The organism is Bacillus sp. 179-C3.3 HS, from assembly GCF_047229225.1.
GTDB lineage: Bacteria > Bacillota > Bacilli > Bacillales > Bacillaceae > Bacillus.
The window spans coordinates 48,051-70,688 of the sequence record NZ_JBFEFT010000003.1 but is presented as its reverse complement, the minus strand read 5'-3'; the positions used below and the strand labels follow the sequence as shown (position 1 = coordinate 70,688).

Genomic DNA, 22,638 nt, shown 5'->3' with positions numbered 1-22,638 from the left:
GGGGGATTTCATGTTTCAATTAAAAGAAAATCAAACCAACATAAAAAAAGAGTTAATCGCTGGAATGACCACATTCTTTACAATGGTATATATCGTTGCCGTCAATCCAGGAATCCTTTCAGATGCAGGTATTCCTTTTGAACAAGTGTTTACTGCGACAATTATTGCGACTGTCGTTGGAACACTGTGGATGGCTTTATTTGCAAATTATCCAATTGCCATTGCTCCGGGTATGGGCCTGAATGTCTATTTCACCTACACTGTAGTTGGTGGCGGCGGTATCAGCTATGAGGTGGCATTCAGTGCCGTATTTGTCGCAGGTATCCTGTTTATTATTTTATCGTTAACATCACTTAGAAAACAACTCATTGCAGCCATTCCAGATAATTTAAAATACGGAATTACAGCAGGTATTGGCCTTTTTATTGCGTTTATTGGTCTTCGACAATCTGGCATCATTGCCGCTGATCCACAGAATCTTGTGAAGCTCGGGAATTTGAGCTCACCTGTTGTTATATTAACATTGGTTGGTTTAATCATTTCGGTTATTTTAATGGTTCTCCAAGTAAATGGAGCATTGTTCATTGGGATGTTAGCAACCACAATCATTGCAATTGTGACAGGCCAGCTTCATTTCCCAAAAGAACTCGTAGAAGTCCCTACATTACCTGAGGGCATGCTCATTACAAACCCATTCGCTGCCTTTGGTGATGTCTTCTCTCATCATTTGTATGCTGTTGTGTTTTCATTCTTACTTGTGACGATTTTTGACACGACAGGGACGATGATCGGAGTAGCAGAACAAGCAGGGTTAATGAAAAAAGGAAAGCTACCAAAGGTGCGTAGAGCCTTGCTTGCCGATTCTGCTGCAACAACGGTTGGGGCAATGTTTGGTACAAGTCCAACGACGGCTTATATTGAATCATCATCAGGAGTGGCAGCAGGTGGAAGAACCGGACTGACTTCTTTAACGGTTTCTGCACTTATGGTTGTAGCATTGTTTTTTGGCCCATTCATCAAAGCCATTTCATTGCTCCCTTCTATCACATCACCTGTTTTAATCATTGTCGGCTGTTTAATGATGAATTCAGTAGCTCGCATTCGCTGGAATGAGCTTGATGAAGCATTTCCTGCTTTTCTTGTTATTCTCTCTATGCCACTCACCTCTAGTATTTCTACAGGGATTTCACTTGGGTTTATTTCGTACCCGCTTGTGAAAATAGCGAAAGGCAAATGGAAAGAGGTTCATCTCCTCGTCTACATTTTTGCTATTTTATTTTTCATCCAGCTTTTTTTCTTAGAAGGATAACGCGAAACAGACACATTTCCCATTTGAAATGTGTCTTTTATTCGTTTGCTTTTTTTATTTTGTAAATTTTCTGTGTTTATTTTATTGATGTCTAAAAAAGGATTCAACTTCATTTTCCTTATGGGGATTGAGTTGTAACCGGATTCAACCCATGCTATATAACACATCTTCTTTCGTGAAGACAAGTTAAAAAACACGTAAAGTTGACTTTTTGGTGGAACTCTATGCATAATTACGTGTATAATAGAATAAAACATTAAGAAACACGAACATTTACCATTGTTGCATGTCCTTATTTCGCAGTTTTAGTGTAGTAAGTTGTGGTTAGTCAAGTCCATCCGATCTTATTGATAGGGAGTGGTTTTTTGAAACCTTCAACAAACCGTATGATGACTCGAATTAAATCAGTCTATATGTTCATTCAAGAAAAAGGCCTTGTGACCACACAAGAGCTGGTTGATGAATTCGGGATCACACCTAGAACCATTCAAAGAGACTTAAACGTGCTTGCCTATAACGATCTTGTTCATAGTCCAAGCAGGGGCAAATGGGAAATTACAAGAAAAAAAGTGAAAATATCTTAGCGTATAATGAAATGTTTATATAACAAAAAAGCCGGCATCAGCCGGTTCTGTTTCGTTGGAGACAAAGGGCTTATTGAAGCTCTTTGTCTTCTTTTTGGTCTTCATTAAAGAACACATTGTTTCGTCTATAAAAAGGAAAGAACCGGCGAATAGCCGGTTCTTTTTCTATTCTCGATTGATTAAGCTGTCTAATTCCTCATCCGTTAATTCTCGATACTCACCAGTCTCTAATGCTTCATCAAGCTTTACTGGGCCCATTGACAGACGTTTCAAGAAGATGACTTCATTCCCTACTGCTTGAGCCATCAGCTTCACTTGGTGGTATTTCCCTTCCGTAATCGTTAAACGGATGCGCGTATCTGACACTTGATTGGCATCGACTTCCACCTTTGCCGGCTTCGTCAGATAATCATCTAGAATGGTAACCCCCTGCTCGAGGCGCTCGATATCCTTATCTTTTAAAGAATACTTTAAATGGACTTCATATGTTTTAGGGACATGCTTTTTCGGCGAAAGTAATTGGTGTGCGAGCTGTCCATCATTCGTCAAGAGTAGGAGGCCGACTGTATCCTTATCAAGTCGACCGACAGGGAATGGATCTCTTGCACGATCCTCCGGCTCTAGTAAATCCACAACTGTTTCATCTCGCAGATCTTCTGTTGCTGAAATAACGCCATCTGGTTTGTTCATCATGAAATAAATAAACTCTTTATATTCTACTCGCTCCCCGTGTACAAGCACCTCATCATGTAATGGATCAACATGATCTTTTACCTGCTTCGCCAATTCACCATTTACTGTGACAGCCCGAGCCTTGACCAATTTTTTCACATCTTTTCTTGAACCAAATCCAGTATTGGCCAGCAATTTATCAAGTCTCATGACATGCACCTCTTTTAACCCTTTTTATTTAAAAATGACGGCAAACGTTTGCCAAGAATGCGTTCTAGCAATCCAATTTTATAAGATAAGAACAGATACACACCGCCACCGGTAATGACAGAAATCAAAATCACAATCCCTGCTTGTACCATTCCGTCCTCATAAGAAATGAATTGATTCACTACCTGACTTGTCACAAATGCCACAACCGCCATGATAGCCGTTAACAAACTAATTAAAATGAACCGCTTGAAGATCCGACGGAAAGAATAACCGGCATGGCGATTTATCATAATGAACATATACAATATCGACGCACTGTAGCCAAGTGCTGTCGCAAGCACCGACCCATTTCCTTGTAGCCAGCTAATTAACGGAATGTTTAAGACTGATTTAATCAAGATGCCTATCAAAAGACTGACAATCGCAAATTTTTGTTTATTGATGCCCTGTAAAATGGCTGCATTAATGGTGAATAATGAAAACAATAATGCAACAGGTGCATACCAAAACAAAATAGAAGTCCCAATCTCAGGGTGAACAGACGGATAGAAGAACGAATAAACAGGTCCGGCCAACGCAGAGATTCCAATTGAAGCAGGCAATACGAAGAATAAGATGACCTGCATCGTTTGATCAATTTGTCGATTGAGTAATTTAAAATGACGTGATGTAAAGGATTCCGTGATCGTTGGAATCAATGTTAATCCAAATGCTGTTGCAAGTGACACAGGGATCATGACAAGCTTCGGTAAATATAGCGTCACAATCGACAATACCGCTGTACTAATGTCCTGATATCCCGATGCAATCATTGCTCTGTTAATCGTATTTGTATCGATATACGAATAAATTGGAATCGCTAGTCCAACAAATACATAAGGTCCTGCATAGCTAAACAGCTCTTTAAACATTTGCTTATATGACAAATGGGAGGAAGCCCCTGTATTCATCTGCATCGACACGAGTCGATCCTTCCGTTTCAACCAATAGATATAAAGGGTAAAGAGTCCGCCAAAGGCGCCAATCAGCGCTGCAAACGTCGCATAGCCTACAGCAATGACAAGACCGCCGTCTAGCACCTTTAAAATCAGAAACGTTGCTGTTAATAGGAAGATGATTCTGACAAGTTGTTCAATCACTTGTGAAACAGCTGTCGGTCCCATCATGGAGTGCCCTTGGAAAAAACCACGCACAAGACTCATAATCGGAACAACCAACAGCCCTAAACTCACCATCCGAATGACGTATACCACTTGATCAACAGTCAAGCCACCCGTTTCATTAGATCCGCCAAGCTGAATTTTCGCAAAAATCGGTGCGGTCAAATATAAAATAGAAAAGGCAATGATGCCGGTGACAAGCATAACCGACATCCCAGCCTTGAACATTTTTCTAGTCGTCTCATAATCGCCAATTGCATTATACTTAGAGACAAATTTTGAAACAGCTGCTGGAAAACCAAGCGTAGCAATACTTAAAAAGATCGTGTACTGGTTGTACCCATATTGAAAAAGCGCACCACCAGTAGCGCCAACCATTGCACTAAATGGAATTAAGTAAATCATACCAAGAATACGAGAGATATAAGTCCCTATCGTTAAAACCAACGTACCACGAAGCAGTTTATTAGACATGTGCGTAACCACCATTTTTCAAATGAATATTCAACTTAATTATTCTACCACATACATCCATCGCACAGGTAACAATTCCAATACAGAAGTCACAAAACCAAACAATTCTTATTTCAGCCTACCCATATCTTCGTTATAATAGAAAAATGACTGAAGTAGAAAGAGGAATGTCACATGAAACATTATGATGTCATTGTTATTGGCGGTGGGCCTTCTGGACTGATGGCTGCCATTGCATCAGCAGAGCACGGAGCTTCCGTTCTATTAATTGACAAAGGAAACAAACTTGGCAGAAAACTGGCCATTTCTGGCGGAGGACGCTGTAACGTTACCAATCGCCTTCCAGTAGAAGAAATCATCAAACATATTCCCGGAAACGGTCGTTTTCTATATAGTGCATTTTCTGAGTTCAATAATGAAGATATTATTGCGTTTTTTGAAAATCTAGGAATTGAACTAAAAGAAGAAGATCATGGCCGAATGTTCCCTGTCTCAAATAAAGCTCAATCTGTTGTGGATGCCCTTTTAGATAGGCTCCGCGCTTTGAATGTCACCATTCGAACGAATGAAAAGATTAAAACCGTACTGTATCAAGACGGACAAGCAGCTGGAATTGTTACAAATAATGATGAAAAAATTTCAAGCAGTGCTGTCGTCATTGCTGTCGGAGGTAAGAGTGTGCCTCATACCGGCTCTACCGGTGATGGCTACGCATGGGCAGAAGCTGCGGGTCATACCATCACAGAGCTATTCCCAACAGAAGTACCAGTCACTTCAAATGAGCCGTTTATCAAAGAAAAAGTGCTTCAAGGGCTCTCATTAAGAAGTGTCGCAGTGAGCGTGTTAAACAAAAAAGGAAAACCAATCGTCACACATGTCATGGATATGATTTTCACCCATTTTGGTTTATCAGGTCCAGCCATTCTTCGTTGCAGTGGATTTGTGGTCAAAGAGTTAAAGAAACAGCCGACCGTTCGCCTAGAAATTGATTTATATCCGAAGCTCCATGACGAAGAACTTTTTCAAAAGCTTCAAAGTGAGTTAAAAAATGCACCGAAAAAATCAATCAAGAATGTGTTGAAGTCTTGGATGCAAGAACGTTATTTACTGTTCCTTTTAGAACGGAACCACATCGATCCACAAGAAACATTTTCGGGTCTTGCCAAGGATAAACTGCGTGCCTTCGTACACGACTGTAAACATTTCATTGTTCATGCAAATGGCACCCTTTCCTTAGACAAAGCATTTGTCACGGGAGGCGGCGTCTCTGTCAAAGAGATTGAACCGAAGAAAATGGCTTCTAAAAAAATGCCAGGTCTTTATTTCTGCGGAGAGATTTTAGACATTCATGGATACACCGGTGGCTATAATATCACGTCAGCACTTGTGACAGGCAGACTAGCTGGCATGAATGCCGCACTTCATACAAAGGAGAATGCTGAATGATCAAGCGTTCACTTCCGATTCTCATCGCCGTTATGATTAGTTTGACAATGGCCTTCTTCTTGAACATATCGATTCCCCCATGGAAATTGGTCATTGTTTTGGCATTCACCGTGATCGCCGTTTGTTTAAAAGAATACCTCTACCGTCTTCGCAAACGGATAGAAGAAAAATCTTCTTCACATATCGATAGTTGAAAAATGGAAGATATTCATGTTACCGTAAAGTAGAGGTCGAGTGAAAAAACTCGCCTCTTTTTGTTTGAAAAAAGTGAAGATGGGGGACATTAAACTAAATCCTCTGCTTCAACACGTAGAGCAACAGGAGAGTGAGATGATTGAAAAACATATCAAGTGTGTTTTGGATTGTGATTGCGATCACATGTATTGCGGTATTATGGGGAGCTTTTTCACCAGATACACTGCAATATGTGACAGGTGTATCCCAAACATACATCACAAATAACTTTGGTTGGTATTACTTGTTAGTGGTGTCGTTACTCGTTGGCTTTTGTCTATACTTCATCTTTAGCCCCATCGGGAAAATTACGCTAGGAAAGCCGGGAGAAGAACCTGAATTTGGCCTATTTTCTTGGTTTGCTATGCTCTTTAGTGCAGGGATGGGAATTGGACTCGTTTTTTACGGAGCAGCTGAACCGATTAGTCACTTTGCGATTCAATCCCCAACAGGAGAGACTGGAACCGCGCAAGGATTCCGTGACTCGCTTCGTTATACTTTTTTCCACTGGGGACTTCACGCATGGGCGATATATGCGATTGTCGCATTATGCATTGCATACTTTAAATTTAGAAAGGATGCACCTGGTTTAATCAGTGCTACCTTATATCCAGTACTAGGCGATCGCATTCATGGCTGGATAGGCAAAACCATTGATTGTATTGCAGTGTTTGCAACAGTCGTTGGCGTTGCAACGAGCTTAGGTTTAGGCGCGGCCCAAATCAATGGCGGGTTACATTATCTATTTCAAATCCCGAATTCCTTTGGCACACAACTCATCATTATTGTCATTGTGACTGTGCTTTTCCTTGCATCCTCTTTAAGTGGGATTGGGAAAGGGATTAAATACTTAAGTAATCTCAATATGGTCTTAGCCGCTGTCCTCATGTTTTTCTTACTATTGGCAGGTCCGACTGTCTATATTTTAAATTCATTTACCGACTCCATTGGGCAATACTTATCGAACATTGTTCAAATGAGCTTCCGGTTATCCCCGACCGATCCTGAAAAGCGAGAATGGATTAACGGATGGACGATTTTCTATTGGGCATGGTGGATCTCTTGGGCACCATTTGTCGGAATTTTTATTGCAAGGGTATCCCGCGGACGGACGATTCGCGAGTTTTTAGTGGGGGTTTTACTTGCTCCTTCAATCCTTGTATTCCTATGGTTCTCTATTTTTGGCGTATCTGCTATGGACTTACAGCAAAAAAATATTGTGGATGTTGCAGGCCTTTCAACAGAAACAATGCTGTTCGGTGTTTTAAGTGAATACCCGCTTGCCATGGTGACGTCGATTTTAGCCCTCATTTTAATTGCGGTCTTCTTTATTACATCAGCTGATTCTGCCACATTTGTGTTAGGTATGCAGACAACATATGGATCATTGAATCCTTCTGGCAGTGTGAAAGTGAGCTGGGGCATCATCCAATCAGCTGTCGCGGCTGTTCTCTTATTTTCAGGAGGACTTGAAGCGTTACAAAACACAGCAAAACTCGCCGCATTGCCGTTCTCCGTCGTCATCATTTTGATGATTGTGGCGCTATATAAATCGTTAAATCAAGAACGGCGGGCAATCAAACAAGCAAACAAAGTCAATAAACCACGCAGTCCACGAGTAAAAAAAGCATAAGCAACAAAGAAAAAGCCGTTTGTCATTTCGAACGGCTTTTTCCTGTTGATAGACGAAGCCCATCAAGGGACCTATTTTTTATATAAAATGAGAGCAGAAAAACAATAAAGCTGTTCTCCTCCTTGCTCACAAATCACCGCCACATTGTATTTGATATCAATGACTTGATCATCATCCATTCCTTTTAAAAAGAGATTCATCTCACTTTGTAAATCCTTTTCATGTTCTTCATCAAATACGGCTACTTTAAGCACTTCCTCCACTCTCCCTTCTCTCGCTACTCTATCTTTATGCACATAGAGACGGGCATATGAAAAAAACCTTTCATCTCATCGATGAAAGGTTTCTTCCTTATTGCTTCGGCTTTGTTTCTCCAGTCCAAGCAAGCATTCCACCTACCACATTGGTCGCTTGATAGCCTTGGTCTTCTAGATAATAGCAGACGTTTTCACTTCGCTTACCAGAACGACAAATGATATAGTACTCCTCATTTGGATCAAACGCATCTAGCTTTTCAGGGATATCCCCCATTCGAATATGAACGGCTTCTGGAATCATCCCTTCTGCCACCTCTTCGTCCTCACGCACATCGACCAATTGAATCGTGCCTTCTTGCTCTAGCTTTTGCTTTAATTCGTCTATTGAAATCTCTTTTACTGACATGTCGTAATCTCTCCTTCTATTCTAGGTGAGACCATTATAGCAAATCATTCGCCTAAAGTTGAATTACTGCGTATTCACCCTCTTTGATGGAAGGAAAGATGGGATTCGTTTCTTCACATCTACTGCCTTTTGCTCGCTATCAGCCTCTACCTTTTTAAACACTTGATACGCGAACCACATTTGAACATATGCTAGAATACTCATGCTAAAAAACGGCACGATTCCCGGTAAATAAGCAAATAGAACAAATAATATAGCTGTGAATGCAAACATCACGAGTGTGTATTGCAAATACGATATGCCGAGAAGGAGGGAAAATTTTAAATAAAGGCGTTTTTTCCAATCATAATGTGCAAGCAGCGGGAAAATATAAAACAGGCTGACAATGAACAGAAAGCCAAAGATATAAATCGCAAAACGAAGCACATGTAATAAAAAGCTAGTGGGATAAATATAAGCCAGATCGACATAAAGAATGACGCCAATCATAAGCAGCACAAGTCCAATCAGATTCGCGCGGAAAAACTCCTCTCGATACACGTTCCAGAACGTGCGGAATACCTTTACCTGTTCATGCCCCTGTATCCATTTTCTCATCACAGAAAATAGTGCGGTTGTGGCGGGCATGAATCCAAAAAGACCGCATCCTAGTATTGTAAACAAAAGCCAGAGCAAATTTGTGTAGGACAGTCTCATCACCCATTCACACATCCGTAGCATTCTACTCATTGACCCATCATGATCCATTCAAAACTCCCTCCCTTCTTCCTCGCTATACGGGTTCTTTTTGAAATAATTCCTCTATTTCAATTGGTCGATTTTCTCTGACAGAGCGCCACATGCCTTCTCCAAGAGCGATAGAATAGGCACCTGCCTCTGCCCCTGCAGAAATGTCATACGGAATGAGTGGGTCTTTTCCTAAAAATAAATCAGCCAATAATAGCGGATCTCCCCCGCCATGTCCTCCTGGCTGTTTGACCACTTCAATCGTCTCTTTAGCACCAAACATCGGATAGTAAGAGATCGTTTGTTCAGGGTATTGAAATGGAATTCTCGACGGCACGTGAAACTCATTTGTTTCAATTCTCCCTTTTGTGCCATTGATGGCAAGCCGATACCCTTCATAGGGGGCTGAGAATTGAATCGAATAATTCAGCAGTGCGCCTTGATCATAAGCGACGGATGCCACATATGTATCTTCAATGTCAATTTCCCCATCAAAAATACATGCATCTGGGCGGTAGTGTGAATAAAGCTGTGACTGTGCCTGACTTGCTTCGATATGATCATCCTCCACCTTCGAACGCATGACCCGCGGGCTCCACCTTGATTCATAACGACATTCATCTTTTACCTGACATGTTCCGCAGTATCGATTCTCTTCGTTAGCCAAAGGATTCCACGGACTTTCGTTTCCATAATAGTTCAGCGCCCCGTAGGCAAATACTTGCTTTGGCTTTTGTTCAATCCACCAGTTGATCAAATCAAAGTGATGGGTGGACTTATGAATCGAAAGCCCGCCAGAAAATTGACGTGTTCGGTTCCACCGTTTGAAATAGCTGGCTCCATGATACGTATCAATGAGCCAGCTCAAATCAACGGACGTCACCCTGCCAATTTTCCCCTCTAAAATAAGCTCTTTGATCTTCCGATGAAATGGGTTGTAGCGATAATTAAAGGTCACTGTAACCTTCCCTTTGCTGTTTGCCTCTTTATCTATGACCTTTTTGGCATCTTTCGCTGTGGTCACCATCGGTTTTTCCGTGATCACATCTAGATGATGGTCAAGTGCCTGTAAAATATAAGTGACATGTGTGTCATCGCGACCTGCTACAATCACCAAATCCGGCTTTGTTTCCTTCACCATTCGGTCAAATTCATTCTCATCAAAAAATGGGACTCCTCTCAATGTTGGAAAACGCTCCTGACAAAGTGTATACCTCTTATCATCTATATCGAGAAGCCCTGTGATCCTATATTGCATATGAAAATCCTCTATTAACGGTTGAATAAACATATTAAAAGCACGATGACTGAGTCCACAAATCACCACCCGTTTCACTTTCTCCACCCCTTTTTATTGATTGTCACGAAGCTGCCAGATGAGTGACAAAGCCTCTTTCGACTTCTCTGCATACACAGGAATGAATGCCACCATCTCTCGGTTCAATCGAAATGTATAGCCGTTTAGCTTTTTTGTCCCTTTATTGATTTGCACCGCATAGTCGACCATTTTTCCTGTCTTTGGCTCTTTGATCGTATATGGTCCCACTGCCTCGCCGTCTTCCTGCATCCCATGAAGAAGATGAAAGCTCTCAGGATCATCATACGTTCGAAACAGCTCTTCAGGGACGAACATGACCTCCCCCTGTTTTGCTGTAATTTCTACAAGGAGCTTTTCTGGAATCGCTGGAAGGATCTTGACATCGTACATCTCTTCATCCGGCTGAAAAGCCTTTTCCATGAGCTGTTCCTTCATTCCCTTTGACATGTCAGAAAAGATCAGAACTTCTATTCCACTTGTCTTCTCCTGACACGCTGACAGACAAAAGACCATGAAGAAACTAATGAATAGCAGCGGAGCCCACCCGCATGTTCTCATCCTTCTTGAAAAACAGACAGCTTTGCAAGTTCAGTTAATGCCATGATAAAAGCGCCTGCCCCGTGCAAGTCATTTGTACTCCGCTCTCTTCCAACGTAGTAATCATAAAATCCTGCCGATGTGCCAATACAAATATCATGTACGACAAAATCTCCATTTTCTTTTTCCTGCGTTTTATGTTGAATCAGGCCATGATAAGCTTTGAGTACTTGATCGACATAACGCGGGCTCACATATCCTTTGTTCATCGCTTTTGCCATTGCGTATACAAAAAGACAGGATCCTGAGCTTTCAAGCCAATTGTCTGTATGGCCTCCTTTATCAATAATTTGATACCATAGGCCGGTCTGGTCGTCTTGATACGTTGCCACACTTTCGAGCATGTCTGTCAATGTTTCTTTCCACACTTGACGCCTCTCATGCTGCTCTGGTAAATCCTCGATCATATCAGCTAGTGCAAGGACATACCACCCAAAGGAGCGCGCCCAAAACTCTGGAGAACAGCCAGTCTCTTGATCTGCCCACGGCATCACTTTTCGCTCATCCCAAGCATGATAATATAAGCCTGTCTTTTCATCCCTTGTATGCTTTCTCATGAGCTCCTCTTGATGAATCACCATATCAACTAGCTCTTCTTCTCCTTTTAACTGGGCATATTTTAAGGCAAAAGGTCCGCCCATATAAAGTCCGTCTAGCCACATTTGATACGCGTAATGATCCTTATGCCAAAATCCTCCTTCAGACGTGCGATTTAACGTCCGATACAAACCGCGTAATTTCTCGGCTGCTCGTACATACCGTTTCTCACCTGTTTTTTCATACAGCGGAAAGAGGATAAGTCCTGCCTGAATGGCATCCAGCTCATCCCTGCGAAATAATAAATTTCCATAATCGTCAATTAACGAGTCCGCATAGGATTTCACGTACGCAACATATGACTCGTTGCCAGTTGCTTCGTACAGCTTCATCACCCCGCATAAAAAGACCCCTTGATGATAATGCCATCTTCCTGCGGGTGGCAGTTCTATCGGTGTATACGCTTTCATAATCGTTTGAGCTAATTTCTCTGCATGAACAAGTGGTGACACCTTTTCAGTCGATAAAGTCATTCTCTCATCTCCTTTTTAGTAAATCCCTTCTTCTCCAAACTTTTTCGCTAAACGGTTCGCCATCATGACCAAAATGAGACCAACAGCTGCTTTAAATAACCCAACAGCCGTACTATAGCTAAATTGCCCTTGCTTTAACCCAGCTGTATAGACGTACGTATCAAAGATCTCTGCGACTTCACGGTTTGTTGCATTTAATAATAAATACACATGTTCAAACCCAAGCTCTAACGTATCCCCAATTTTTAAAATGAGGAGCACAACAATGACACTTTTAATGGCAGGGAGCGTAATGTGCCACATCTGTCTCAATCTGCCGGCGCCATCCATTTTCGCTGCCTCATATAGCTGCGGGTCCACCGCCGTGATGGCTGCAAGATAAATGATCGTCGACCAGCCCGCTTCTCTCCATATCACTTGTAAAATGTACATCGGCCTAAACCAATCTTGACTAAGGAGGAAATTAATTTTTTCTCCCCCGAAGAACGCAATCAGTTCATTGATTAACCCGCCATCTACTGTTAACAACACAAAAGATAAGGACACGACAATAACCCATGACATGAAATGCGGAATATAAATCATCGTTTGAACAAATTTCTTAAATAAGGCCAATCGGACTTCGTTTAAAAGAAGTGCCAATAAGATCGGTATCGGGAAGAAAATCACCACATTCATCGCAAATAAAATCAAGGTATTTTTTAATAAAATGAAGAATGTCGGTTCTGTAAATAAGCGAATAAAATGTTTGAAGCCCACCCACTCACTGCCAAGAATTCCGAGAAACGGTTGGTAATCTTGAAATGCAATGATCAATCCCCACATCGGGACGTATTTAAAGACAATAAAATAAATAAGCCCTGGAAGAATCATCAAATATAAAAATTTTTGACTCATCAATTGATTAAGTAAGCGCTTTCTCTTTTCTTTTTTCAAAGCTGCCGCAGGTACACCTTTGGCAGTGACATCCTGTGTTTTCATTCATATAGCCTCCCTTCATCATTATGCATGTGTACACTGTATCTTAAGAATGAAAAATCCGTCTACAATCATATCATCAGATCATATTTCCTTAGGGGAAACTACTCAAAACGTTACATAAAACATAAGAAAATGATCCTAATCACAGAAAATGATTATTGACAAACCTACCAGTTTTTTGGATTAATAAATAGAGGGGATAGACCGTTTCGTTGAAAATGGGGGGGTTTTATGAAAAGAAGGCAATATAAATTTTATTACAAGCTTGTGACGTTTTTTTTCATCCTTAGTACGATTCCTGTTATCATAGTCGGTATTTTTTCTTATCAGCATTCACAAAAAACAGCACTTGAAAATATCTCAAATGAAAAACTGGATAGCGTCAAACAAACACAATCCAACATTGAACATATGTTAAAAACAGTGGATCATTCTCTCACACACTATGTCAGTTCGCCGCCTCTCCTTCAAACACTGACAGAACCTTTAAAACCGGACCAATTCCAGCTCTATAATCAAGTACAACAGGAGCTGAACTACCTACAAACCTTTGACACAGACCTTTCCAATATTACACTCGTTAGCGAAATAGAAGACTGGTACATGAACAATTCAGGCCTTTATCATGTTACGAACAGTGATCAAGAAAAGACGTTACAATCTTATATCAACATTCCAAGTCACTCTAGCTGGGCACTTGAAGAGAATAATTCACTTGTCTCGACAAAAGAAGGAAATGGTTCCTCTTGCAAATACAATGTGAATTTAATCAAACAGCTCCCCATGAACAGCGTTCAAAAAAAGGGAATCGCTGTTGCCAGCATTCCAAGCTGTGTGATCGCTGATAAAATACCTGACTTCACTCAATCTGATAGCATGTTTGTCATTGATACAAAAGGGAAAGTGCTACTACATAATCGCAAAGAACAAATCGGGACATCATTGAAAAAACAAGACTTTGTCAAACGTGTGCTATCACTTGAAGAACGTTCAGGACAATTTGATATGCGAATCGACGAGATGAATTATCAAATTACCTTTCAAAAATCTGATTATAATGAATGGACATATCTCTCATTTGTCTCCATCCCAGAGTTGAAGCAACAAACGAAGTCAATCGGATGGATCACCTTTATCATTTGCTTCTTTTTGTTAGCGTTTTCATTACTTTTTTCTTGGTTTGGTTCAAAACACTTTTATCAACCAATCCGCTTATTATACGAATCATTCGCCCGTAACGAATCATTTTTACAAAAGCAGCCTTTTCAAAATGAATTTGAACTGATTGAATCAAGCATCAACCAAATCAAAGAACAGAATCATGATTTAGAAGAGCGGATTGAGCAGCAAGTCACTCATTTACAGCAATACTTTATGGTACGGCTTTTACTCGGAAAATTAACGGAAGAAGAAATTCATAATCGATTCCAAAGTCTCGGATTCCCTCGTGACTGGTCCAGCTTATCCATGCTCGTCACACAAATTGATACATTAAAAGGCACACAATATGAAAAAAAGGATGCCGATTTGCTCTTGTTTGCGATCAACGGGCTCATTGAACAAATCATTCCACAAGATGAACATCTCCAACCAACTGTCGTGGGGCAGTATCAAACAACGATTGTTCTCAATCAGGTCAAGTCAGAAGAAGAATTTACAGAATATTTAAACCAATTGACCGAAACGATCCAGGAACGAATCGAAGAGGAGCTTGGCTTATCGATTAGTATCGGAGTCAGTCGTCAGTTTAAAGAGCTCACCATGGCCAAGCATGCATACATTGAAGGGACAGAAGCCTTAAAATACAGACTCAAAGCAGAAAAGAAATCGATTATCTTTTATCAACATGTGCAGCAAGGAAAAACGTTTAAAACCCATTTCCCAAAACAGTTACAGCGTGATTTATTCGATGCTGTGAAAGCAGGAGATCAGGGCAAGGCGGACCATTATTTACATGTGCTCTTACAATCTATTTTCTCTAAAAATGCAGGACCACATGAATACCATATCGCACTCGCTCGTTTTTTAAATAACTTGATTGAGCTGATGCACTTGTTAGGGATTGAGTTATTTGAAGTTGAAGACAACAAAATGTTGTATGATACGATCTTCGAGTTTAAAACATTTGAAGATACAGAGGCATGGCTCAAGCACGAGATCATTCGCCCAATCATCGAACAGCTTAGTGCACGTGAGGACTCGCAATACAAAAACATCTCAGAAAAGATCATTCATATCATCCATCAAGAGTTTGACTCAGATCTGACACTGGATGAAATCGCCACACGCCTCCACTACAATCCAAATTATTTAAGCAGCATCTTCAGAAAGGAAATGGACATCTCCTTTAGTGAATACCTCTCCTCCTACAGACATCATGTCGCCAAAAATTGGCTTGTGGAAACAGATATGTCTGTGAAAGAAATCTCAGAAAAGCTAAAATATAAAAACCCACAAAATTTTATCCGGTCCTTTAAGAAATTAGAAGGCACAACCCCTGGCAAGTACCGTGAACACAAAAAAGGAACCTAACAAAAAAAGTCCCATGCTTCATCAGAAGCGGGACTTTTTTTATTTAAATTGTTCATTCAGAATGTTGTCTTCCAGCACAGAAAGTGGCTCTCCGTATACACGCTCAATATGGGCTGCTCCCCAGTCACATAAAGCATTAAGGATTCGTTCAAGCGACTGTCCGTATTCACTTAATTCGTATTCCACCTTAGGCGGCACCTGTTCATAGACAATGCGGTTAATCACACCATCACTTTCAAGCTCTCTTAGCTGCTGTGTGAGCATTTTCTGGGTGATATTTGGCATGAGTCGCTTCAGCTCGCTCGTCCGCTTTTTCCCATGTGTCAAATGACATAGTATGACACACTTCCACTTCCCGCCGATGACCTCAAGCGTTGCCTCGACAGAAATATTATACTTTTTCTTTTCCATCAATGTTTCCACTCCTTTTACGCCTATAGGTACTTTTTAGTACCTATATTACAAAAAAGTACGTACTATTTTTCTTGTCATCTATGTTAGATAATAACTCTTGTCGATCGACTTCGTCTATCAAAATGTCAGAAAAGAAGGATGTGGTGTTGTTTGGAAACAAAGGAAACCAATCAAAACCGTTTTGCACTCTTTGCACTCGCTATTAGTGCATTTGCCATCGGAACAACTGAATTTATTAGTGTTGGCCTGTTGCCGATGATCGCTGCGGATTTCCATGTGAGCGTGAGTCAGGCTGGCTGGACCGTCTCTTTATATGCGCTTGGTGTAACCTTCGGCGCACCGATTCTTACTTCACTCACCTCAACGATGAGAAGAAAAACACTGCTTTCGTCCATTATGCTTGTCTTTTTGGTGGGAAATATCCTTGCCACAATCGCCCCAACTTTCTCAGTGTTACTCGTTGGGCGTGTGATTTCAGCGTTATCACATGGTGTCTTTATGTCCATCGGTTCAACGATTGCCGCAAGCCTTGTAGTAAAAGAAAAACGAGCGAGCGCCATCGCTTTGATGTTTACCGGTTTAACGGTCGCCACTGTCACTGGGGTGCCATTCGGTACGTTTTTAGGTCAGGTATTCGGCTGGCGGATGTCATTTGGCATCATCGTCATCATTGGTCTAGTTGCACTGATCGCCAACTATTTTCTTGTCCCGTCTCATTTAAAACGAGGCATAAAAACAACGTTTAAAGACCAAGCAGCCTTGTTAAAAACAAAAAGAATTGTCCTGCTGTTTCTCATTACAGCGACAGGATATGGTGGAACTTTTGTTGTCTTTACGTATTTGTCACCACTGCTACAACATGTGACTGGTCTTCAGCCTGAAACAGTCGCCCTGATGCTTCTGTTATATGGCATTGCGATTGCCTTCGGGAATATGATTGGTGGCAAGGTAGCGAACAAGCAACCACTAAAAGCGCTGATCTATATGTTTATCATTCAAAGTATCATTTTGTTTATTCTTCACTTCACGGCCGCATACACGATCATAGGTATTGGAACAGTCATGCTGATGGGACTATTCGCATTTATGAACGTTCCAGGTTTGCAATTATCCGTTGTAGACTTTGCAGAGAGATACGCACCAAGAGCAGTAGATGTTGCCTCCGCTCTTAATATTGCTGCCTTTAATGCTGGCATCGCCATTGGTTCATTGTTAGGCGGAATCGTAACAGATACATTAGGCCTTGTGCATACAGCATGGGTTGGCGGCATCATGGTACTGATGGCATCGCTTCTCACAATGATTAGCTATCAGATCGAACAAAAAGCATCACCAAAATCGTGAAATCACATAAAGGAGTCATGAAAATGAAAAACTTACAAAGTACAAAAACATTAAATAACGGTGTAAACATGCCAGGCTTTGGCCTTGGTGTTTTCCAAGTAGAGGATGGAGTAGAATTAATTGAAGCGGTGAAAACTGCCATTCAATTAGGCTATCGTAGCATTGACACAGCTTCTATTTATGGAAATGAGGAAGGCGTGGGCAAAGGGATACAACTTGGCTTACAGGAGACAGGACTTCGCCGCGAAGATGTGTTTGTTACCTCAAAAGTGTGGAATGCCGATCTCGGCTATGAAGCAACACGAAAAGCATACGAGGAAAGTGTCAGAAAGCTTCAGCTTGATTATCTTGACTTGTATCTCATTCATTGGCCAGTTGAAGGAAAATACAAGGAAGCTTGGCGTGCACTTGAAGACCTTTATCGAGAAGGAAAAGTGAAAGCCATTGGGGTGAGTAACTTCCAGCCACATCATTTAGATGAACTATTAAAAGACGCACACATCACACCGGCGATCAATCAAGTAGAATTTCATCCAAAGCTCACTCAACACGAGCTACACACGTATTTGAAAAAACATGGTATCCAAATGGAAGCTTGGTCACCCCTTATGCAAGGCGAACTATTGACACACCCGCTCATCGAAGAACTGGCGACAGCATACAGCAAAACCCCTGCACAAATCATTTTACGTTGGGATATTCAGCAAGACGTCATCACCATTCCAAAATCAACGAAACCCCATCGTCTAAAAGAAAATGCAGACATTTTTGATTTTGTTCTATCCGATGAAGATATGCAGCGGTTATCCGATCTAAATGAAAATAAACGAATTGGTCCTGATCCGGACAATTTCGACTTCTAATGAAACATCCCCCGCTCTTTTATCGAGACGGGGGATGTTTTATTTATTCTTTTGCTTTCTTAAATGAGGCTTCATATTCCTCTATGATTTTGTTTCCACCATTTGATTTCCATTTCTCTATTTCTTTCTTAAATTGTGCTTCATCAATATCTCCAAGAATAAACTTATACGTCGCATCATCGACTATCTTCTTCAGTTCATTCCCCCGCTCTGATGCTGTCTCTGAATACAAACTTTCAGCAGGATTGGCGACAATGATGTTTTGATTATCCGCTTCAAGTTCTTCATATTTTGTGCGAACAGGGTCACCCTTGTTTTTCAAATAACGTTTCTCGATGCCAACAAGACTCACAAGCGGCTGTACATCTGTTTGCCAGCCTTTCACTTGACTCTCTTCACGGACAAATGTATTCCCTTCCTCTTTCTTATAATGCTTTCCGTCAACCCCATACGTCATTAAACCATAGACATCCTCTTCAGCAATGCGATCAAAGAAAGCCAAAATTCGTTTCAACTCTGCCTCTGATTTCACACTTGTTTTAGGAAAGGCGAAAATGCCATTATGTCCGCCTGATGCCCATACGCGCTCTTTCCCATCAGGTCCTTTAATGCGATTGATGATATCGACTTCCAGATCTTTATCTGAAGCATCATCTCTCAAATTCACTGCATCGACCATATTCCCAACATAAATGCCTGCTTTTCCTTGTGAGAATAATTCCTGCTGTTGTGTTTTGCTTGTGACAGGGAAATCCTTATTGATGAAGCCATTGTCCCGAAGTTTCTTCATGTATTTCATTGTATTCATGTACTCATTTGTCATAAAGTCTGGCGTGAATGTACCATTTTCCTCTTTCCAATCTGTCGGCATTCCTTCGTATGACCCAAGTGTTTTAAATGCCCCATAGATCAAATCATTACGATCTGTAAAACCAATCGTATCCGCTTTACCATTCTGATCTGGATCTTTTTCAGTAAATGCTTTGGCTACTTCATAAAGATCATCCAATGAGTTTGGTGTATCCAAATTTAAATTTTCAAGCCAATCCTTTCGAATGACAATTCCTTGTCTTGAAAGTGGTCTCTCTCTATAAATGCCATAAAGCTTACCGTCTATAGAGGCGTTTTTATTAATCAGTTCGTTCATCTTACTTAAATTTGGATAATCCTTTAAATACGGACCGATTTCCCAAAACATGCCTGATCTGAACGCATTAATCGCAGACGAGTTCTTAATGTCTTGTATTGTCACAATTTGCGGCAGATTCCCTGCGGCAAGTGCAGAATTTAAACGGTCTTCCTTCACCGCATCAGGCACCCATGTGATATCAAGCTCTGTATTTGTGAGCTTCTCAATCTCCTTTAACACTGAATCTTTTGGTGGCTGCTGATGATACAAAATGGCCATCCACGTCAGCTTCACCTTTTTGTCTAAATCTACCTTCTCATCTGATGCATTTGTTCCTTGACTTGAACATGCTGAAAGAATGCCACTCGCTGTAAACAGCAGGACAAACGCAATCAACCATAATTTCTTTCTCCCCATAAGATCCCTCCGTTGTACTATCTTTTTAGCCCTTTACAGAACCAAGTAAAGCCCCTTTGTTAAAATGTTTTTGAATAAATGGATAGACAAGTAGAACCGGAATCGTCGCCACCACAATGACAGCCATCTTAATGGTTTGATCTGGCGGTGGTGTAGATGAGCCCATATCCGACATATCTCCCTGCATCCCACTTGAGACAATGACGATTTGCCTTAGCAATACTTGAATGGGCCATTTCACAGAATCATTTAAATACAAAATGGCAGTCATGTACGTATTCCAATACGTCACAGCATAAAAAAGTGAGATCGTTGCAATCGCCGGTAAAGAAAGTGGCAGCACAATTTTAAAGAAAATCCCTAAATCGTTGCAGCCATCCATCTTCGCTGATTCCTCCAGACTCGCAGGAATGTTTTGAAAGAAGTTCTTTAAAATGATCAAATTAAATGCATTGATCGCAACTGGTAGAATGAGTGACCAATAGGAATCAAGTAGTCCAAGTGTTTTCACGACAATAAACGTCGGGATCATCCCTCCACTAAACAGCATCGTGAACACCACGAGAAACATGAGTGTTCTCCGGCCTTTTAACTCGTGACGAGACAATCCGTATGCCATGAGTGAGGATAAGAACATACTAACGGCAGTTCCAACGAGCGTGACAAGAATCGATACAATGAGGCTACGATACACAATATCTGTGGAAAAAATATATTCATATGCCTCTAAAGAAAACGTCGTCGGAAACAAAATAAACTTCTTCGAGATAACCTCTTCAACCGTCGCAAAAGAGGCGGCAATGACATGGATGAACGGAAGCACACATATTAATGCGAACATGAGGAGAAAAGAGTAATTGAATATATTGAACAATCGGCCTTTAATAGAACGATCTATGTTCATCACGTCCCTTCTTTGAAAGCGTTATCATTTCACTTTGACATTCGCTGCAGCTTGTGACGATATCGTGATTAAAATGTAACAAAAAGGGAAAGACAGCGTCTATAATCATCTCGACAGTCCAAACGGATAGCCATGCTCTTTGTACTTCTTTTCCTATGAAACAAAAGAATAAGAGCATGAACTGATGAGATGATTATCACCTATGACTGATCATGTTCTTCAAGTATGTTTGTTGTATTCATATCCGGTCTATAGCCTAACTCCTGTTTCGCTTTTTCTGTAGACCAAGGCTTACCCTCGTTTTCTGACACAGCATAATATGTCCCAAAAGATACGTCAGTTTCAATCGCCGCTTTTGTGATAGCGAACAGATCTTCATGCGAGAGCAGTGTTCTCTTCGTTCTTTTCTTCTTGTGTAATGCTTTCATCTCATCTGTCACGACCGTTCCTATCCGCAAATTGATGACAGACATCCCAGTTTGATCATGAAACAAACGACCTAATTGTTCAGATGCGAATTTTAAAATGCCGTACACATTTTTCGTCGCAGGTACATCATCTGTCGTAATATCTCGTCCTAATAAGGAACAGCCATCTTGCTCATAACGATCCGTCACATGATTACTGCTTGCAAAAATGACTTTTCGAATGTTGTAACGAGCCGCTGATCGAAACATCTGATACGTGCTTTTCCAAAAGATATCACTCATTTTCGCAAACTCCTCTGCATTCATCACGTCATGCGACATGTCCATGTTCAAAAGATGAATGATGACATCGGTCTCTTTCGGAATCGCCCGATATAATTCCTGTTCATTTGTTGCATCTGCTTGAATCACTTCTGCTACACATTTCGCTTGATCAATGATGGTCACATCATATTCTAAAGAAAGTTCTGTTGATAAAAGGCGTCCGATGACACCACAGCCGCCAATGATGGTGATGTTCTTCATACGTCTCCTCCTTTTGGCGTAGTATGTCCAAGCCTTTCAATCCTTACAGCCACTTTTTCAAAAAACGGGTGACCTCATGGCGCATAGCTGCGGTTTCAAAATGCCCTGCATGAAAACCAACAAGCTGATATCGCTCTTTTAATGATCCAGCTTGATACGTCTGACTCAACCTTTTTTGTATGCGCTGGACCCCTTCTGATGGGGTCAGTCGATCTAATGTACCGATCAAACTCAAGTGTGGTCTTGGGAAAATTAACTCCTGTATCTCTCCCGCAGTAAAATGCTTGGCTAAACTCGGTACATAATAATAAAAACTGTGCCGATCTAAATTGTTTGTCTCAATTAATGTATGATGATCTACTTGTGCACATAAGTCGATACAAACACTTACCCTCTCATCAAGTGCTGCTGTCCACCACGAGAGTAAGCCCCCCATCGACATCCCTAACACAGCTAGCCGCTCTGGCAAAACATCAGACCGAGATAATAAATAATCAATGGCACACATGCTTTCATGCAACATCATTCCCCACATGACCTTCCCTGTTATCAGCATTTCCTTAAAGATTTCACTTTCTGTTCTTCCTCTTCTTTCACCAAATCCGGCATGATCAATTGCCAACACACTATACCCTTTAGACGTGAATTCTTTTGCATTTGAAGGCGTTTGTAAATAATGCGCCCCCTGTAACAACTCTTCTTTTCCATCAGTATAATTTCCCCCGTGAGAATGCTGGAATAAAACAACAGGCCTTTTTTTCACAGTGTCTTTCGGCTTCACAAAATAGGCAGGAATCTCCTCCACTCCATGAATGGACAGAATAAGCGTTTCAATTAAGAAAGATTCACGTTCTTCAATTTTTAATGTATAAGCTTCGACAGGCTGGCGTTCTGGCATATCACCTAAAAGACTGAGCAGTTGTTCACGTTTGCTTTCTTTTTCCATCGACGTCACTCCTCATTTTCTTAATCTCCATTAAAATACGAGATCAAATCAGCAAT

General features: G+C 41.0%; 22 protein-coding genes. 8 read left to right on the top strand and 14 right to left on the bottom strand.

The window, feature by feature from the left end; translation table 11 throughout:
- Positions 1 to 10 precede the first annotated feature (10 nt).
- Positions 11 to 1,309: an NCS2 family permease gene (locus AB1K80_RS03455; RefSeq protein WP_412855221.1), complete on the top strand. Its 1,299-nt coding sequence runs from the start codon at positions 11 to 13 to the stop codon at positions 1,307 to 1,309.
- Positions 1,310 to 1,674: 365 nt separating this feature from the next.
- On the top strand, positions 1,675 to 1,893 hold the full coding sequence (locus AB1K80_RS03450; RefSeq protein WP_412855220.1) for a DeoR family transcriptional regulator: 219 nt from the start codon (positions 1,675 to 1,677) through the stop codon (positions 1,891 to 1,893).
- A 165-nt stretch (positions 1,894 to 2,058) separates the two neighbouring features.
- Here the strand turns inward: AB1K80_RS03450 and AB1K80_RS03445 are convergent, their stop codons facing one another.
- Positions 2,059 to 2,775 carry a pseudouridine synthase gene (locus tag AB1K80_RS03445; protein ID WP_412855219.1) on the bottom strand — a complete coding sequence of 239 codons (717 nt, stop codon included), beginning with the start codon at positions 2,773 to 2,775 and terminating at the stop codon, positions 2,059 to 2,061.
- 14 nt (positions 2,776 to 2,789) lie between these two features.
- The gene (locus AB1K80_RS03440; RefSeq protein ID WP_412855218.1) at positions 2,790 to 4,412 is read right to left on the bottom strand and encodes a putative polysaccharide biosynthesis protein; all 1,623 of its coding nucleotides are present in this window, start codon (positions 4,410 to 4,412) and stop codon (positions 2,790 to 2,792) included.
- A gap of 174 nt (positions 4,413 to 4,586) precedes the next feature.
- On the opposite strand from AB1K80_RS03440, the gene AB1K80_RS03435 reads away from it, so the two are divergent.
- From AB1K80_RS03435 to AB1K80_RS03425, 3 genes are all read left to right on the top strand, one after another.
- Positions 4,587 to 5,858 carry an NAD(P)/FAD-dependent oxidoreductase gene (locus tag AB1K80_RS03435; protein ID WP_412855217.1) on the top strand — a complete coding sequence of 424 codons (1,272 nt, stop codon included), beginning with the start codon at positions 4,587 to 4,589 and terminating at the stop codon, positions 5,856 to 5,858.
- Positions 5,855 to 6,052, top strand: a complete 198-nt coding sequence (locus AB1K80_RS03430; RefSeq protein WP_412855216.1) for a hypothetical protein — start codon at positions 5,855 to 5,857, stop codon at positions 6,050 to 6,052. The genes AB1K80_RS03435 and AB1K80_RS03430 overlap by 4 nt, the downstream gene beginning before the upstream one ends.
- A 140-nt stretch (positions 6,053 to 6,192) precedes the next feature.
- Positions 6,193 to 7,725 carry a BCCT family transporter gene (locus AB1K80_RS03425; protein WP_412855215.1) on the top strand — a complete coding sequence of 511 codons (1,533 nt, stop codon included), beginning with the start codon at positions 6,193 to 6,195 and terminating at the stop codon, positions 7,723 to 7,725.
- A 71-nt stretch (positions 7,726 to 7,796) separates the two neighbouring features.
- On the opposite strand, the gene AB1K80_RS03420 is transcribed toward AB1K80_RS03425, so the two are convergent.
- The 7 genes from AB1K80_RS03420 to AB1K80_RS03390 form a co-directional block, all read right to left on the bottom strand.
- Positions 7,797 to 7,979: a sporulation protein Cse60 gene (locus AB1K80_RS03420; RefSeq protein ID WP_412855333.1), complete on the bottom strand. Its 183-nt coding sequence runs from the start codon at positions 7,977 to 7,979 to the stop codon at positions 7,797 to 7,799.
- A gap of 97 nt (positions 7,980 to 8,076) precedes the next feature.
- A complete protein-coding gene (locus AB1K80_RS03415) occupies positions 8,077 to 8,388 on the bottom strand; it encodes a rhodanese-like domain-containing protein (protein WP_412855214.1) in 312 nt (103 codons plus the stop codon).
- A 63-nt stretch (positions 8,389 to 8,451) separates the two neighbouring features.
- The gene (locus AB1K80_RS03410) at positions 8,452 to 9,135 is read right to left on the bottom strand and encodes a YesL family protein (protein ID WP_412855213.1); all 684 of its coding nucleotides are present in this window, start codon (positions 9,133 to 9,135) and stop codon (positions 8,452 to 8,454) included.
- A gap of 25 nt (positions 9,136 to 9,160) precedes the next feature.
- Positions 9,161 to 10,450: a Gfo/Idh/MocA family protein gene (locus tag AB1K80_RS03405; protein ID WP_412855212.1), complete on the bottom strand. Its 1,290-nt coding sequence runs from the start codon at positions 10,448 to 10,450 to the stop codon at positions 9,161 to 9,163.
- A gap of 15 nt (positions 10,451 to 10,465) precedes the next feature.
- Positions 10,466 to 10,990: a lipoprotein YteS gene (locus AB1K80_RS03400; protein WP_412855211.1), complete on the bottom strand. Its 525-nt coding sequence runs from the start codon at positions 10,988 to 10,990 to the stop codon at positions 10,466 to 10,468.
- Positions 10,987 to 12,099 carry a glycoside hydrolase family 88/105 protein gene (locus tag AB1K80_RS03395; RefSeq protein WP_412855210.1) on the bottom strand — a complete coding sequence of 371 codons (1,113 nt, stop codon included), beginning with the start codon at positions 12,097 to 12,099 and terminating at the stop codon, positions 10,987 to 10,989. Before AB1K80_RS03395 ends, AB1K80_RS03400 begins: the two co-directional genes overlap by 4 nt.
- Positions 12,100 to 12,114: 15 nt before the next feature.
- Positions 12,115 to 13,080, bottom strand: a complete 966-nt coding sequence (locus AB1K80_RS03390) for an ABC transporter permease (RefSeq protein ID WP_412855209.1) — start codon at positions 13,078 to 13,080, stop codon at positions 12,115 to 12,117.
- A 231-nt stretch (positions 13,081 to 13,311) separates the two neighbouring features.
- On the opposite strand from AB1K80_RS03390, the gene AB1K80_RS03385 reads away from it, so the two are divergent.
- Positions 13,312 to 15,612 (top strand): AraC family transcriptional regulator, encoded by a 2,301-nt coding sequence (locus tag AB1K80_RS03385; protein ID WP_412855208.1) that lies wholly within the window; start codon positions 13,312 to 13,314, stop codon positions 15,610 to 15,612.
- A gap of 39 nt (positions 15,613 to 15,651) precedes the next feature.
- Here the strand turns inward: AB1K80_RS03385 and AB1K80_RS03380 are convergent, their stop codons facing one another.
- Complete coding sequence (locus tag AB1K80_RS03380; RefSeq protein WP_412855207.1) at positions 15,652 to 16,023, bottom strand: winged helix-turn-helix transcriptional regulator; 372 nt, start codon at positions 16,021 to 16,023, stop codon at positions 15,652 to 15,654.
- Positions 16,024 to 16,176: 153 nt separating this feature from the next.
- Between AB1K80_RS03380 and AB1K80_RS03375 the strand changes: the two genes are divergently transcribed.
- Both AB1K80_RS03375 and AB1K80_RS03370 read left to right on the top strand, forming a co-directional pair.
- Positions 16,177 to 17,370: an MFS transporter gene (locus tag AB1K80_RS03375; RefSeq protein ID WP_412855206.1), complete on the top strand. Its 1,194-nt coding sequence runs from the start codon at positions 16,177 to 16,179 to the stop codon at positions 17,368 to 17,370.
- A gap of 23 nt (positions 17,371 to 17,393) precedes the next feature.
- Positions 17,394 to 18,233: an aldo/keto reductase gene (locus AB1K80_RS03370; RefSeq protein WP_412855205.1), complete on the top strand. Its 840-nt coding sequence runs from the start codon at positions 17,394 to 17,396 to the stop codon at positions 18,231 to 18,233.
- A 43-nt stretch (positions 18,234 to 18,276) separates the two neighbouring features.
- Here AB1K80_RS03370 and AB1K80_RS03365 read toward each other — a convergent pair whose 3' ends face one another.
- From AB1K80_RS03365 to AB1K80_RS03350, 4 genes are all read right to left on the bottom strand, one after another.
- Positions 18,277 to 19,779: an extracellular solute-binding protein gene (locus AB1K80_RS03365; protein ID WP_412855204.1), complete on the bottom strand. Its 1,503-nt coding sequence runs from the start codon at positions 19,777 to 19,779 to the stop codon at positions 18,277 to 18,279.
- 25 nt (positions 19,780 to 19,804) lie between these two features.
- Positions 19,805 to 20,665 (bottom strand): carbohydrate ABC transporter permease, encoded by an 861-nt coding sequence (locus tag AB1K80_RS03360; RefSeq protein WP_412855332.1) that lies wholly within the window; start codon positions 20,663 to 20,665, stop codon positions 19,805 to 19,807.
- A 218-nt stretch (positions 20,666 to 20,883) separates the two neighbouring features.
- On the bottom strand, positions 20,884 to 21,636 hold the full coding sequence (locus AB1K80_RS03355; protein ID WP_412855203.1) for an NAD-dependent epimerase/dehydratase family protein: 753 nt from the start codon (positions 21,634 to 21,636) through the stop codon (positions 20,884 to 20,886).
- Between the two features lie 43 nt (positions 21,637 to 21,679).
- On the bottom strand, positions 21,680 to 22,582 hold the full coding sequence (locus AB1K80_RS03350) for an alpha/beta hydrolase family protein (protein ID WP_412855202.1): 903 nt from the start codon (positions 22,580 to 22,582) through the stop codon (positions 21,680 to 21,682).
- Positions 22,583 to 22,638: the final 56 nt, after the last annotated feature.